Source organism: Sphingomonas suaedae, from assembly GCF_007833215.1.
GTDB lineage: Bacteria > Pseudomonadota > Alphaproteobacteria > Sphingomonadales > Sphingomonadaceae > Sphingomonas > Sphingomonas suaedae.
Genome location: NZ_CP042239.1, coordinates 2002248 through 2015194, shown reverse-complemented (window position 1 = coordinate 2015194; position 12947 = coordinate 2002248). Strand labels below are relative to the sequence as shown.

The window sequence follows — 12947 nt, the reverse complement described above, 5'->3', positions numbered from 1 at the left end:
CGGCCCTTCGACAGGCTCAGGGCAAACGGGCGTTGGTTACGGGACGCCTCAATCGCAGTCGTCGGGGTTCTTCCGGCACTTTTCGTCGCGCTTCTTGCGCTCGCGGCCTTCCTTGGCCTCTTTCTCGCGCATCTTGCGACCGTAATTGCGGTCGGCCTCGTCCTGGCTGGTGGTCGCCCAGTCGGCAGCCTTGCCCGCCACCTTGACCGGCGCGGTCACGACATCGAACGCGGTCTTGGCGACGCAGCCGCCCGACAGCAGCGGCAGAACCGCAACGGCAACAATCAAGCTCTTGCGCATCGCGCGGTTCCTCATTCGGCCGGGCGGCGGGAATGCCGGTTGCGTGCCTCGACTCCCAGATAAGGGTAATCGGTGAATAAACCATCCACACCCGCATCCAGGAAGCGCGCAATTTCTGCGGCCATATCGCCATGCCCCGCCGGGTTTATCCCCCTGCGCAGGCCGGAGGGCAGAAAGTAATTCTCGGCACGGAAGGTCCAGGGGTGGACCTTCAGACCTGCGGCGTGCGCATCGGCGACCAGCGCGGTGACGGTGCCGTCATTCGCCACGACCATGTCCTTTTGCGGGCCGATCCCGGCGGCATAGGTGGCGATCGCCTTCAGCCCCTCGGGCGTCGCCATCGCCTCGTAGCTCGGCTGCGCCTTGTCCGCCGGGCCGCCCTCGGCCGCCATCAACTGGATCAGAGGCACTTGAGTCAGCTGTTTCAACGCCTTCAGATTGTTCACCTCGAACGATTGGATGAACACCGGCGCGTCGGCGCGGTCCCAGCCTGCCGCCTTCAACTCCGCGACCAGCAGCGCCTCCATCGGCAGGCCGATGCTGGCGAAATAGCTGGGATGTTTGGTCTCGGGGTAGATGCCGATCGTCCGCCCGGTCTTTGCCGATGCCTCTTTCGCCAGCGTGATGATCTCGCGCAGCGTCGGCACGTCATATTGCCCGTCAAACTTGCTATTGCCCCGGCGCAGCAGCGGCAGCCGCTCCTTGGCGCGCAGCGTCTTGAGCTCGGCGAGCGTAAAATCCTCGGTGAACCAGCCCTTGTAGTCGACGCCGTCGATCCGCTTTTTGCGCTTGCGATCGGCGAATTCCTTGCGGGTCGCGACATCGGTGGTGCCGCTGATGTCATTCTCGTGCCGCGCGACCAGTTGGCCGTCTTTGGTCATCACCAGATCGGGTTCGATGAAGTCCGCCCCCTGGTCGATGGCGCGTTGATAGGCGGCGAGCGTATGTTCGGGCCGCTCCCCGCTGGCACCGCGATGCGCGATGATGATGGGCTTGGACGAGATGACGGCCTCCTTTGCGATGGCGGGTACCGCGATCATGGCCAGCGCCAGCGTGGCTCGCAACATCCCCGTCATCGTCCTATCTCCTCCAAGTATCTCAGGCCGCTAGGTGATTCGGATGACAGTAGCGAGGCACCATGGCGGATAACGACAGCGTGATCGCGGCCGCGCGAACCTGGGCCGGGGCGCGGATGGCGCTGGCAACGGTGGTGTCGACCTGGGGATCGGCCCCGCGCCCGCGTGGCAGCCATTTGCTCGTCCATGAAGATGGCCGGTTCGAGGGATCGGTGTCGGGCGGCTGCGTCGAGGCCGACATCATGGCGGTCGCGGCGGAGGTGATCGGCGGCGCGCCCTTCGCGCTGCGCCGCTATGGCGTCGCCGATGCCGCAGCATGGGAGGTCGGCCTGCCATGCGGTGGCGAGATCGAGGTGATGGTCCAGCCGGTCTCGGCGGACGGGTTTGACCCGGCGCTGTTCGATGCGATCGCGGCGGCACGCGGCGAGGGCAGGGCGCTGGACGTGGCGACCGACCTGACGAGCGGGCGCAGCAGCATTGACCCGCTGCCCGACGCCTTCATCAACCGCTACGAGCCGCCGCGCCGGTTGCTGATCGTCGGCGCGGTGCAGATCGCGCAGGTGCTCGCGGGCCTTGCGCGCGAACTTGGCATCGCGACCGTTGTGATCGACCCGCGCGGACGCTTTCTGACGGCGGAGCGCTTCCCCGATGTCGCGCTGGACGATCGCTGGCCGGACGAAGCAATCGAAGCGCTGCGGCCTGATGCCGCGACCGCAGTGGTGACGCTGAGCCACGATCCCAAGATCGACGATCCCGCGTTGATTGCCGCGCTGCGCGGCGGGGCGGGCTATGTCGCCGCGCTGGGATCGCGCAAGAGCCATGCCGCGCGGCGTGAGCGACTGGCGGCAGCGGGGCTCGGCACGGAACTGGTCGACCGGGTCGAAGGGCCGGCGGGACTCGATATCGGTGCGATCGGCCCGGCGGAAATCGCCCTTTCGATCGCGGCGGGCATGGTGCGAGCGCTCCATGATCGCCGCTGAACGCACCGCGCTGATCCTGCTCGCCGCCGGGCGCTCGCGCCGTTTCGGCGCGGCGGACAAGCTGACCATCCCCTATCTCGGGCGCCCGCTGGGGCTGCACGTGGTGGTGGCGCTGGAGGCGGTGCCGTTTTGCGCGCGGATCGCGGTCGTCGCCGATACTGCGCTCGACCTGACCGGCTGCGGCTATACGATCGTCACCAACGACGACCCAGCCGCTGGCCTCGGACGTTCGCTTCGGCTGGGCGTGGAGGCGGCGCAGGCGAGCGATCCGGACGCCGTGCTGATCGCGCTCGCCGACATGCCGCGCGTTACCGCGACGCATATCTACCGACTGCTCGACCATGCCCAGGGCGATGATGCGATCGTCGCGTCGAGCGACGGCGTCATCCCCCGTCCGCCCGCCTTGTTCGGGCGGGCGCATATCCCGGCATTGTTGGCGGCGCGCGGCGACATGGGCGCGCGCGATCTGGTGCGGCGCGGGCATCATGTCGTCGCTCCGCCCAGCGAACTGATCGATATCGATACGCCGCAGGATCTCGAAAAGCTCGCAAAGGCATTGCGGCGCAATGGGTGAGCAAAGCCTTGCAATCGCCCTCGGCCTGATCTCCGCTCTCACCCTTGCCCTCGCCAATATGGCGGTGAAGCGGGGGCACGATATTCTGGTCGCGCGCGCCATTCTCTCGGGCAGCGCCGCAGTGGTGATCGCGCCCTTCGCGCTGATCGTGCCCTTTCCCGACAGCGCCACCTGGGCGGCGCTCGCCTGGTCGGTGCCAGCGCATTTCGCCTATCAACTCTGCCTGATCCGCGCGATGCAGCGGGGCGATCTCAGCCTGGTCTTTCCGATCATGCGCGGTGTTGCGCCGCTGCTCACTGCGGGCTTCGCGATGCTGGTGCTGCGCGAACATCTTTCCGTGATCGGCTGGCTCGGATTGCTGGTCGCGACCGGGGCGGTGATCCTGTTCGTCCTTCCCGCGCGCGGCGTTACGTTCGCGGCGCATCCGGACAAGGTCGCGCTCTGCTGGGCCTTTGCAACGGCGGTCGGGATCGCCCTCTACAATATGGCCGACGCGCGCGGCGTTCGGCTGGCGCCAGGCCCCTTCACCTATATCGTCTGGTTATTCATGCTCGACGCGGTGCCGATCACGACCACCGCGCTGCTATTCCGGCGTCGCGAACTGGGCCGCGCGGTCCGGGCGACCTGGCGCCATGGTGCGGCGGCAGGCGCATTGTCCAGCATCTCCTTCGGATCGGCGCTCTATGCCTTTTCGCTGATGGAGGTGGCGAAGGTGTCGGCGCTGCGCGAGACCTCTGTCGTCTGGGCCGCGTTGATGGGGAACCGCTTTCTGGGCGAAGGATTCGGTGCGCGGCGCATCGTCGCGGCGCTGATGCTGGCGGCGGGGCTGGTGCTGTTGCAATTCGGGTGAAGCAATCCTCCCCCAGCGTGCTGGTGGAGGGGCCGCCCCGCAGAGCGCGGAATTTTTGCCGAACTGGGTTCGGCCGTCTGCGCGGCCGCCCCTCTACCACTCGCTTCGCGAGCGGTCCCCCTCCCCTGCTACGCAGGGGAGGAATGGCCTATTCGTGCCGGAGTGCGTCGATCGGGTTCAGGCTCGCCGCGCGTCGGGCGGGGAAATAGCCGAACACGACGCCGATTCCCGCCGCGATGGCAAAGGCGATGATGTTGATCTGGAGGTCGAACGTCCAGGGCACCTGCATCACCGGGGTCAGGATCGCGACCGCGACCTGTGCCACGAGCAGACCGATCACGCCGCCCAGCATCGACAGCACGATCGCCTCGACCAGGAACTGCATCAGCACCTCGTTCGCGACTGCGCCGATCGCCAGCCGGATGCCGATCTCACGCGTCCGTTCGGTCACGCTGACCAGCATGATGTTCATGATGCCGATGCCACCGACGATCAGGCTGATCGCCGCCACCGTGGCCACGATGCTGGTCAGCAACTGCGTGGTGCCGGTGAGCGTTGCGGTGATCTGCGCGGTGTCGAAGATGTTGAAATTATCCTCCTCGCCCCGCTCGATACCCCGCCGCTCGCGCAGCAGGTCGCTCAGCGCCGACTGCACCGCTGCGCTGTCATAGGCGCTGTCGACCCCTACCAGCATCAGTCGAATGTCGCGATTGCCCGAAAAGCGGCGCTGCACCGTCTTGATCGGCATGATGACCACATCGTCCTGATCGCCGCCGAACCCGGCCTGGCCGCGCGTCGAGAGCGTGCCGATCACGTCGCACGACACGTCGTTGACGCGAATGCGCCGCCCGATCGCCTCTCCGCCGCGGAACAGGTTCTGGCGTACCGTATTGCCGATGATGCACACCGCCTTGCCCGCTGTTTCCTCGGCGGCAGAGAAGGTGCGTCCCCCGGTCAGCGGCCATGGTTGGACGCGGAAATAGTCGTTTGTCGTCCCGTTGATCGTGGTTGACCAGTTGGCGCCGTTGTAGATGGCGGTGCCGCTCGCCTGTGCCTGTGGCGCGACGGCGGTGACCCCGGCAATCTGTTCGCGGATCGCCTCGACATCCTGTTCCTCGAAATCGGGCGGACGCGGACCGCCGCCGCCGCGCCCGAAGCCCTGGCCCGGACGGACCTGAAGGATGTTGGTGCCGAGGCTGGCGATCTGCTCCTGCACCGCCGCCGTGGTGGCGTTGCCGAGCGTCACCATCGCCACCACCGCCGCGACGCCGATGATGATGCCGAGCGTGGTGAGGAAAGAGCGCAATTTGTGCCGCAGGATCGACCGGATCGCGAGCGTGAAGGTGGTTCCGAGCATCAGGCGGGAACCCCTGCGCGCAGGCCGGTTTCGATGCGCTCGACCAGCCCGTCCTTGAAATGGACGATGGTCCGCGCGAAGGCTGCCATTTCGGACTCATGCGTCACCATCAGCACGGTGATACCGCTGTCCTTGTTGAGGCCGGTCAGCAATTCCATGATCTCCACCGACCGCTCCGAATCGAGATTGCCGGTCGGCTCGTCGGCGAGCAGCACCGCCGGGCTGGTGACGATCGCGCGGGCGATCGCAACGCGCTGTTGCTGTCCGCCCGACAATTCGGCGGGAGTATGGTCCCACCACTGGTCGAGCCCGACCTTTTCCAGCGCCGCCATGCCCAGCATATGGCGGGCCTTCTTGTCCTCGCCACGATAGAGCAGGGGCAGCTCGACATTCTCGAGCGCGCTGGTGCGGCTGAGCAGGTTGAATCCCTGGAACACGAAGCCGAGATAGCGGCGGCGCAGCAACGCGCGCTGGTCGCGGTCGAGCGCTTCGACATGGACATTCTTGAACAGGAACTCGCCCGCGGTCGGCACGTCCAGACAGCCGAGGATGTTCATCGTCGTCGACTTGCCCGAACCCGACGGACCCATCACCGCGACGAAATCGCCCTGTTCGATGTCGAGGTCGATCCCCTTCAGCGCCTGAAAGGCGGTCGGCCCCTCGCCATAGGTTTTGGTGACCCCGCGCAAGCGGATGATCGGATCGCGATCAGCCACCCGTGCCTCCCGCCTTGCGTTGGCCGCTACCGCCGCTGCGCTGGCCGCTGGCCGGGGCATCGCCGGAAAACTGGCCGGTGATGACCTCCATGCCGGGCTTCAGGCCACCCGACAGGACCTCCGTGACCTGCCCATTGGTGTCGCCAGTGGTCACTTCGACCGCCCGGGGCTGGCCGTCCTCGCCCTTTACATAGACCGTCTGCTTCGCGCCGCGCTGGATCGTCGCGCTCTTCTCGTTTTCGCCGCCCCGGCGTCGGCGGCTGGGCACCAGCGCGCCTGCCATGCCGCCGCTTTTTGCCGCTTCCTGGCCGCCCGCGCTGGGGGTGAAACGCAACGCGGAATTGGGAACGAGCAGCACATTGTCCTTTTGCAGCGTGATGATCTCCGCCGTCGCGGTCATCCCCGGGCGTAGTTTCTGTTCCGGGTTGGCGACCGACAGCGTTGCGCCGTAGGACACGACCTGCGCGCTCGTCGTGCTGGTCGTCGAACTGGAGGTCGTCTGTGCTGAGAGGTTCGAACCGACATCGACGCGCTGGATCGTCGCGGGGAAGGTTTCGCCGGGAAAGGCATCGACGGTGAAGGTGGCTTTCTGGCCGTCCTTGACCTGGCCGACATCGGCCTCGTCGATCGCGACCTCCAGCTCCATCGCGCCCAGATCCTCGGCGATCACGAACAGGGTCGGGGTGTTGAACGATGCCGCGACCGTCTGGCCGGGCTCGACCTGCCGCGCGAGCACGACGCCGTTTACGGGCGAGCGGATGATCGCCTTGTTTCGCTGGGTCACCGCCGAACGCAACGCCGCCTGTTGCGACGTGACCTGCGCCTGGCTGGCGCGCAGCGTCGCGGCTGCGCGGGCCACTGCGGCGCGGGCATTGTCCATCTCGGTCTTGGCGGGAACGCGGCCGCCGGACAGGCGGCTGACCTCTTCGAACCGCGCAAGCTGGCTGCGTGCCTCGGTCAGCGTTGCCTGGTTCTGCGCAACCGTCGCCTGCGCGGCGGAAACCGATGCGCGCGCCTGGGTGATCGCATCGTCGAGCCGCTCGGGGTCGATCAGCGCCAGCGACTGACCCGCCGTGACCCGATCATTCACATCGACCAGCACGCGCGTAATGAGGCCCGAAAGTTCGGAACCGACCTGCACCTGGTTGGTGGGCGCCAGCTTGCCGGTCGCGGAGACGGTGACGGTCAGCGATCCACGCTGTACCGGCTGGCTGGAATAGCCGGTTTGCTCGCCGCCGCCAAAGGTTCGCCACAGACCGAATATCACTGCGACGACGACCAGCGTCAGCACGATCCATTTGGCATGGCGCCGCCAGGCGGGGGTCGTCTTGCCGCCCAGAAATTCGTCAAGCTTGGGGTTGGTCGCGTCGGCCATCAATCATTTCCGGTCGTGGTTACGGGGGCGGGGGCAGGGACGCCCTCTGGCGTTGGAACGGCGGAGGCATCCCAGCCGCCGCCGAGCGCGAGATAGAGCTGGATCAGCGCCGACGCCTTGTCGGCGCGTGCCTGATTGATGCCGTTGCGCGCCGAGATCAGCGAGGCTTCGGACTGGCTCAAGGTCAGGAAATCGGCGAGTCCCGCGCGATAGGAACTGCGCGAAAGGATGGCGCTGTTGTTGGCGGCATCGAGTGCGACGAGGAACTCACGCTCACGGGCCTGCGCCGTCCGGAGTGCGACGACGGCATTCTCCACATCCTCAATGCCAGTCAGCACTGCCTGCTTATAGGCGTAGAGCGCACCCTCCGCCGCCGCCTGCGCCGATCGCACCTGCGCGCGTCCGCGCCCGGCATCGAAAATCGTCTGGGCAAGGCTCGCGAAGATCCGCCCGGTGATGGCGTCGAAAATGCTCGAGATGGCGCCCGAACCGGCGTCGATGCTCCCACCCAGCGAAAGCTGCGGATAGAGCTGCGCCTCCGACACGCCGATCTGCGCGACGGCGGTGGCGAGGTTGCGTTCGGCGACGCGGATGTCGGGCCGCTGGCGCAGCGTATCGGCGGGGATGCCGATGGCGATGCTTTCAGGCCCCTGCGGAATCGGACGCACCGCCTCCATCTCCGCCTTCAACGCACCCGGTGCGCGACCGGTCAGCACGCCGAGCCGCGAAACGGCGCTGTTATAGCTTGCCTCGATCGAGGGGATTGACGCAGCGGTCTGCGCCCGGTTGGCGCGCGCCTGTTCCTGATCGAGCGAGGATACGAGGCCCGCCTGCACGCGGAAGCCGGCAATTTCCAGATTGTCGTCCTGAATCGTCAGGCTTTCTCGCGCGGAGGCCAGCTGCGCCTGTGCCGCACGGGCGAGAATATAGTTGCGCGCAATCTCCCCCTGGGTCGAGATCAGCACCGAGGCATAGCTATAGCCCGACGCCTCAAGCTGCGCCTGGCTCGCCTCGACCCCGCGCCGGACCCCACCGAACAGATCGAGCTGATAACTGGCGTCGGCGCCGAGCGAGAAGGACGAGCTGCCTCCCTGGGTGAAGCTGGTCACCGTGCCATCGGGCAGGGTGGTTGTCGTCGTCGCGCCGCGGATCGGTTCGCTGCGCGACGCGCTGCCGCCCGCACTCACCGATGGGAGCAGCGACGCACGCGATACGACCAGCGCCTCACGTGCCTGACGCAACCGGGCCACCGCCTGCGCGACATCGAGATTGCGAGTCGCCGCCTGTTCGACCAGCCCGCTCAGCATCGGATCGTCGAACGCGGTCCACCAGCGTTGCAGATCGGCCTGCGCCTGCTGGTCCGCCGCAACCGAATAGGCGGGTGGCACGCCGAGTTGCGACGCGGTGCTCGGCGAATAATCCGGCCCCGCCGCGCAACCGGCGAGCGGCAGCGCGGCCAGGCTCAGGATCAGGATCGGGCGATACATCATCCCCCGAAAATGGGCGGCGGGCGTCCGGGCGTCCACTGAAATAGTGTCGCAAATTGTAAGCATCGCGTCGGAACACTGACGAAACGATAAGGTTGCATCGCCGATTTTTTACGGTGTGACGGGCCGGACGCGCTTGACCGACCGGCCGGGAAGCGCGACCTGTATCCCATGCCTATTACCTTGATCGAAGGGGATATTACGCGGATCGAAGCCGACGCGATTGTCAACGCGGCGAACTCCTCGCTGCTCGGCGGGGGCGGTGTCGATGGCGCGATCCACCGTGCGGCCGGACCGGGCCTGCTGGAGGAATGCCGCATGCTCTACGCGCTCGGCGGCTGTCGCACCGGGGACGCCAAGCTGACCGGGGGCCACCGGCTTCCCGCACGCTATATCATCCATACCGTCGGACCCGTGTGGCGGGACGGGACAAACCGCGAACCGGACCTGCTCGCCAGCTGCTATCGGCGCTGCTTCGAGATCGCGGCGGAACAGGACGTACGCAGCATCGCTTTCCCCGCGATCAGCTGCGGCGTCTATCGCTTCCCGGTCGATCGCGCGGCTGAGATCGCGGTGCGCGAATCCCGCACGGCGCTGGCGGTACGGCCCGAACTCGATGTGATGCTGGTGGCGTTCGGCGCGGAGATCAGGGCCGGATACGAAACGGCGCTAGGCTAGCCACCGCCAGATGCCCGCCGCCATGCCAGCCAGCGGCAAATGTGCCCAGGTCGCACCCAGCCATAACAGCGTGCCCCCGACAATCGCGACCGTTCCCGGCCACGCCGCCGCGCCCTGCGCCCGACCCTGCGCGATTGCCACGAAGGGCCAGTAGCTCGTCACCGCCTGCCAGCGCGGCCAGAAATCGGGCTGAAGTTTCGCTTTCTTGCGATCCTGAAACATGGCGCCGACCAGCGCGAGCAGACCGATACTGGCCGCCAGCACAATCTGCGCAGGCTGGGGAAAGACGAGGATGTGGGCGAGGGTCCACAGGCCGAAGCTCCACATCATCGGATGCCGCGTGATCGCAAACACGCCGCGCGGACGCGGCACCGCCTTGGGCTTGCCGGTGGGGTCGGGCAGCGCCGGGTTGCCGATCAGCGATCCGATCAGCAGCACCGATGCGAGCAGCATGATCGCGCTGGCAAAGCCCCAGATGCCATCGCCTACTGTCCAGAGCGGCGTCTCGTCCGGCATCCGCCCATAGACATGCGCCATCCAGCCCAATGTCGCGAAGGCGACCAGCGAATAGATGCCAAGAAAAAGCCGCTCGCCGACAGCGTCGACCAGCGGCTTTCGAAGCGGGTGGGAGAGGAGGAAATGGGTGCCCAGAAACGCAATACAGGCCGCGATCAGTTCACCCATTTCCTGCCTCCATCCACGATGTCAGCGCTTTTCGTCGTCGAGATGCACGCCCGGCGCCTGCGGCTCGGCGAGCTCCGCCTGACCGGCAAGATCGCCCTCGTCGCGCAGCGTATCGAGATGCATCCAGCGCTTGACCAGCGGGCTGACGACGAGCACGGCGACGCCGATCCCGATCGTGATCCAGCCGAACAGGCCATAGATTTCGAGCAGGCCGGTCTTGGTCATCTCGCCGTCATGGCCGCCGGTTGCCTCGCCGATCTTGCCCGCGACGAAATTGCCGACCGCGGTCATGTAGAACCATGCGCCCATGATGAGCGAGGCGAGGAATTTCGGCGCAAGCCGGTTCATCGCCGACAGCCCGACCGGCGAGAGGCACAGCTCTGCGGTGGTGGCGAAGAGATAATAGGCGAAGACGAGGAACACCGGGGTCATCAACTCGATGCCCCAGGCGCGCGCGCCGAACACCAGCACCAGATTGGCGAAGCCCATCTGCAACAGCGCGATGCCGAATTTGGCGGGTGCCGACGGCTCCTTGCCGCGCTTGGCCAGCCACTGCCACAGGCCCGCGAACAGCGGGGCGAGCAGGATGATGTAGATCGGGTTGATCGACTGGAAGATGCCCGCAGGCACCCCGCCGCGATCGACGAATTCGTTGGTGAACAGGTTCATCGACCCGCCCGCCTGTTCGAACAGGCCCCAGAAGATCGGGTTGAGCGAGATCAGGAACAGGATTGCGAACATCCGCTCGCGCGGTTCCTTGGGCAGCTTGAAGCTCTCGTAAAGCACATAGCCCAGCAGTGCGACGCCCGAAATGGCGAGCAGCGTCTGGATCACATCCTGATACTGGACCAGCGCCCAGATCACCGCGACCGAGGCGAGGCCGACACCATAGAGCAGTATTTCCTTCGAACGGGCCAGCGGCGCCGGTGCTTCGCCCGCACCCTTGAGCGATGCCTTGCCCAGTACGAACACGATCAGGCCCGCGAGCATCCCGATCCCGGCGAGGCCGAAGCCATAGCCCCAGCCGATCGTCTGGCCGAGATAGGCGACCATGATGGTGCCCAGCGCGGCACCGACATTGATGCCCATATAGAAGATCGTATAGGCCGCGTCGCGACGCGGATCGGTGAGGTTGTAAAGCTGGCCGACCATCACCGAGATATTGGCCTTCAGGAAGCCCGAGCCGACGATGATGAAGGCGAGCGCCGCCCAGAAGACGTTGATCGTCGGGTCATTCTGGCCGCCCGTGCCCTCGACCGCCATCAGCGTATGGCCTGCGGCGAGCAGCAGGCCGCCGAACAGCACCGCCTTGCGTTGCCCAAGGTAGCGGTCGGCAAGATAGCCGCCGAGCACCGGGGTGATATACACCAGCGAGGTATAGGCCCCATAGATCAGGTTCGACTTGCCGTCGCTGAACAGCCAGTGCTGGGTCAGGTAGAAGATCAGGATGGCGCGCATTCCGTAATAGGAAAAACGCTCCCACATCTCGGCGAAGAACAACATGTACAGGCCCTTGGGATGGCCCGCGAATTCCGGTTTTTTGCTGAAGGCGATCATCGCCCCGGCGGCGAGGAAGGCGAAGAGCAGAACCGTCGCGATGACGGCGATCCACTCGGCCTCGGCCCACAGGGCCATGTCTTTGAAATGCGGCAAGGTCGAACCCCTTTTTCGATCTGTCGTCCGGCCCCGTTCGTGCGGGGCCGATGGCTGGGCGGAAGACTAGCGGCGAAAACCCGCATGTGAAGTGTGATTGTCACATCGGTAACCGTCGATGAACGACGCACAATTTGCGAACCGTTCGCAATCTGGCTTGGCCTGCCCTGACGAAGCGGCTAACGGGCGCGCATGGATTTCAACGATATCACCACGCCGCTTTCGCTCCTCCGCACCCGCCGTTCTGGCAAGGCGCGCGATCTGATCGCCCCTGGCCCCGGCGCGGCGCAGCTGCGCACGATGCTGGAAATCGCTGCGCGCACGCCCGATCACGGCAAGCTCGCGCCCTGGCGGTTCGTGGTGGTGCCGCAGGAGACGCGCGACGCGTTGGCCGCCGCGCTGATCGATGCCTATCGCGCCGAAAAGCCTGATGCTGGGCGGCTGGAGATCGAGGCGATAGACCAGTTCGCGCGCCAGGCTCCCTGTCTGGTCGTCGTGCTCTATTCGCCCCGTGTCGACAGCCATATTCCGCGCTGGGAACAGGAATTGTCCGCAGGGGCAGCGACGATGAACCTGCTCCATGCCGCCCATGCGATGGGGTTCGCCGGTAGCTGGCTCACCGGCTGGGCCGCATTCAGCGATGCGGTGCGCGATCTGTTCGGCGCGGCGCCCGAGCGTATCGCCGGATTCGTCTTCATCGGCACCCAGTCCAGGCCGCTCGAGGAACGGCCCCGTCCCGATCTTGATGCGATCGTGTCGAACTGGGTAGCTTCCGCGCCAGACGGTATCTGACGTTACCGTCTTAAGGCTGGAACTTTCGCGCCCCCTGCTGTATTAAGGCAGCATGACAGCGCTCGAACATGAAGACAGCCCGGTTTATCTGAAGCTGCGCGCCAGCATCGCAACGGCGATCTTGCGCGGCGAATATCGGGCGGGAGACCAGTTGCCCTCGGTGCGGGCGCTTGCCGCCGAACATGGGGCCAATCCGCTCACGGTGGCAAAGGCATATCAGAGCTTCCAGGACGACGGCTATGTCGAGGTGCGTCGCGGCGTCGGCATGTTCGTCCTGCCCGGCGCGGTAGAGCGGCTGAAACTGGCCGAGCGCGACCGCTTCCTCACCGGCTATTGGCCCAAGGTCCGCGACCATATTGCGCTGCTGGGCCTCAGCGCCCACGAATTGCTGGACCGCGAGATCGCCTGAGCCGGGCGGGCGTCAT

Annotated in this window: 14 protein-coding genes; 6 read left to right on the top strand and 8 right to left on the bottom strand. The window is 66.2% G+C overall.

The genetic code is table 11. The features are described from left to right. Positions 1 to 48 precede the first annotated feature (48 nt). On the bottom strand, positions 49 to 300 hold the full coding sequence (locus tag FPZ54_RS09560) for a hypothetical protein (protein WP_145846700.1): 252 nt from the start codon (positions 298 to 300) through the stop codon (positions 49 to 51). Positions 301 to 311: 11 nt separating this feature from the next. Continuing rightward, positions 312 to 1376 (bottom strand): glycerophosphodiester phosphodiesterase, encoded by a 1065-nt coding sequence (locus FPZ54_RS09555; protein ID WP_145846697.1) that lies wholly within the window; start codon positions 1374 to 1376, stop codon positions 312 to 314. 62 nt (positions 1377 to 1438) lie between these two features. On the opposite strand from FPZ54_RS09555, the gene FPZ54_RS09550 reads away from it, so the two are divergent. From FPZ54_RS09550 to FPZ54_RS09540, 3 genes are read left to right on the top strand one after another with little or no spacing between them, the layout of a single operon-like run. After that, on the top strand, positions 1439 to 2356 hold the full coding sequence (locus tag FPZ54_RS09550; protein ID WP_145846695.1) for an XdhC family protein: 918 nt from the start codon (positions 1439 to 1441) through the stop codon (positions 2354 to 2356). Then, on the top strand, positions 2343 to 2930 hold the full coding sequence (locus FPZ54_RS09545; RefSeq protein WP_145846693.1) for a nucleotidyltransferase family protein: 588 nt from the start codon (positions 2343 to 2345) through the stop codon (positions 2928 to 2930). Before FPZ54_RS09550 ends, FPZ54_RS09545 begins: the two co-directional genes overlap by 14 nt. Next, complete coding sequence (locus FPZ54_RS09540) at positions 2923 to 3780, top strand: DMT family transporter (RefSeq protein ID WP_145846692.1); 858 nt, start codon at positions 2923 to 2925, stop codon at positions 3778 to 3780. The genes FPZ54_RS09545 and FPZ54_RS09540 overlap by 8 nt, the downstream gene beginning before the upstream one ends. A gap of 148 nt (positions 3781 to 3928) precedes the next feature. Here the strand turns inward: FPZ54_RS09540 and FPZ54_RS09535 are convergent, their stop codons facing one another. From FPZ54_RS09535 to FPZ54_RS09520, 4 genes are read right to left on the bottom strand one after another with little or no spacing between them, the layout of a single operon-like run. Then, positions 3929 to 5137 (bottom strand): ABC transporter permease, encoded by a 1209-nt coding sequence (locus FPZ54_RS09535; RefSeq protein ID WP_145846690.1) that lies wholly within the window; start codon positions 5135 to 5137, stop codon positions 3929 to 3931. After that, on the bottom strand, positions 5137 to 5913 hold the full coding sequence (locus FPZ54_RS09530) for an ABC transporter ATP-binding protein (protein WP_145846688.1): 777 nt from the start codon (positions 5911 to 5913) through the stop codon (positions 5137 to 5139). Before FPZ54_RS09530 ends, FPZ54_RS09535 begins: the two co-directional genes overlap by 1 nt. Then, a complete protein-coding gene (locus FPZ54_RS09525; protein WP_145846686.1) occupies positions 5846 to 7228 on the bottom strand; it encodes an efflux RND transporter periplasmic adaptor subunit in 1383 nt (460 codons plus the stop codon). Before FPZ54_RS09525 ends, FPZ54_RS09530 begins: the two co-directional genes overlap by 68 nt. Continuing rightward, positions 7228 to 8718 (bottom strand): efflux transporter outer membrane subunit, encoded by a 1491-nt coding sequence (locus FPZ54_RS09520; protein WP_145846684.1) that lies wholly within the window; start codon positions 8716 to 8718, stop codon positions 7228 to 7230. The genes FPZ54_RS09525 and FPZ54_RS09520 overlap by 1 nt, the downstream gene beginning before the upstream one ends. Before the next feature lie 168 nt (positions 8719 to 8886). Here FPZ54_RS09520 and FPZ54_RS09515 point away from each other — a divergent pair, with 168 nt between their 5' ends. Continuing rightward, positions 8887 to 9393 carry an O-acetyl-ADP-ribose deacetylase gene (locus tag FPZ54_RS09515; RefSeq protein WP_145846682.1) on the top strand — a complete coding sequence of 169 codons (507 nt, stop codon included), beginning with the start codon at positions 8887 to 8889 and terminating at the stop codon, positions 9391 to 9393. Here FPZ54_RS09515 and FPZ54_RS09510 read toward each other — a convergent pair. Beyond that, the gene (locus FPZ54_RS09510) at positions 9385 to 10077 is read right to left on the bottom strand and encodes an NnrU family protein (RefSeq protein ID WP_145846680.1); all 693 of its coding nucleotides are present in this window, start codon (positions 10075 to 10077) and stop codon (positions 9385 to 9387) included. The two genes, FPZ54_RS09515 and FPZ54_RS09510, sit on opposite strands and share 9 nt — an antisense overlap. Positions 10078 to 10098: 21 nt before the next feature. Further along, complete coding sequence (locus FPZ54_RS09505; protein ID WP_145846679.1) at positions 10099 to 11712, bottom strand: peptide MFS transporter; 1614 nt, start codon at positions 11710 to 11712, stop codon at positions 10099 to 10101. A gap of 210 nt (positions 11713 to 11922) precedes the next feature. Here FPZ54_RS09505 and FPZ54_RS09500 point away from each other — a divergent pair, with 210 nt between their 5' ends. Together FPZ54_RS09500 and FPZ54_RS09495 are read left to right on the top strand one after the other, a co-directional pair. Then, entirely contained in the window at positions 11923 to 12522 is a 600-nt protein-coding gene (locus FPZ54_RS09500) for a nitroreductase family protein (protein WP_145846677.1), read from the top strand. Between the two features lie 52 nt (positions 12523 to 12574). Next, positions 12575 to 12931 carry a GntR family transcriptional regulator gene (locus FPZ54_RS09495; RefSeq protein WP_145846675.1) on the top strand — a complete coding sequence of 119 codons (357 nt, stop codon included), beginning with the start codon at positions 12575 to 12577 and terminating at the stop codon, positions 12929 to 12931. Positions 12932 to 12947: the final 16 nt, after the last annotated feature.

Excerpts from the sequence above, each read along its gene's own strand:
- FPZ54_RS09495 (WP_145846675.1), top strand. The coding sequence starts at position 12,575 with ATGACAGCGCTCGAACATGAAGACAGCCCGGTTTATCTGAAGCTGCGC.
- FPZ54_RS09505 (WP_145846679.1), bottom strand. The coding sequence starts at position 11,712 with ATGGCCCTGTGGGCCGAGGCCGAGTGGATCGCCGTCATCGCGACGGTT.
- FPZ54_RS09525 (WP_145846686.1), bottom strand. The coding sequence starts at position 7,228 with ATGGCCGACGCGACCAACCCCAAGCTTGACGAATTTCTGGGCGGCAAG.
- FPZ54_RS09510 (WP_145846680.1), bottom strand. The coding sequence starts at position 10,077 with ATGGGTGAACTGATCGCGGCCTGTATTGCGTTTCTGGGCACCCATTTC.
- FPZ54_RS09535 (WP_145846690.1), bottom strand. The coding sequence starts at position 5,137 with ATGCTCGGAACCACCTTCACGCTCGCGATCCGGTCGATCCTGCGGCAC.
- FPZ54_RS09520 (WP_145846684.1), bottom strand. The coding sequence starts at position 8,718 with ATGATGTATCGCCCGATCCTGATCCTGAGCCTGGCCGCGCTGCCGCTC.
- FPZ54_RS09540 (WP_145846692.1), top strand. The coding sequence starts at position 2,923 with ATGGGTGAGCAAAGCCTTGCAATCGCCCTCGGCCTGATCTCCGCTCTC.
- FPZ54_RS09560 (WP_145846700.1), bottom strand. The coding sequence starts at position 300 with ATGCGCAAGAGCTTGATTGTTGCCGTTGCGGTTCTGCCGCTGCTGTCG.
- FPZ54_RS09515 (WP_145846682.1), top strand. The coding sequence starts at position 8,887 with ATGCCTATTACCTTGATCGAAGGGGATATTACGCGGATCGAAGCCGAC.
- FPZ54_RS09545 (WP_145846693.1), top strand. The coding sequence starts at position 2,343 with ATGATCGCCGCTGAACGCACCGCGCTGATCCTGCTCGCCGCCGGGCGC.
- FPZ54_RS09500 (WP_145846677.1), top strand. The coding sequence starts at position 11,923 with ATGGATTTCAACGATATCACCACGCCGCTTTCGCTCCTCCGCACCCGC.
- FPZ54_RS09555 (WP_145846697.1), bottom strand. The coding sequence starts at position 1,376 with ATGACGGGGATGTTGCGAGCCACGCTGGCGCTGGCCATGATCGCGGTA.
- FPZ54_RS09530 (WP_145846688.1), bottom strand. The coding sequence starts at position 5,913 with ATGCCCCGGCCAGCGGCCAGCGCAGCGGCGGTAGCGGCCAACGCAAGG.
- FPZ54_RS09550 (WP_145846695.1), top strand. The coding sequence starts at position 1,439 with ATGGCGGATAACGACAGCGTGATCGCGGCCGCGCGAACCTGGGCCGGG.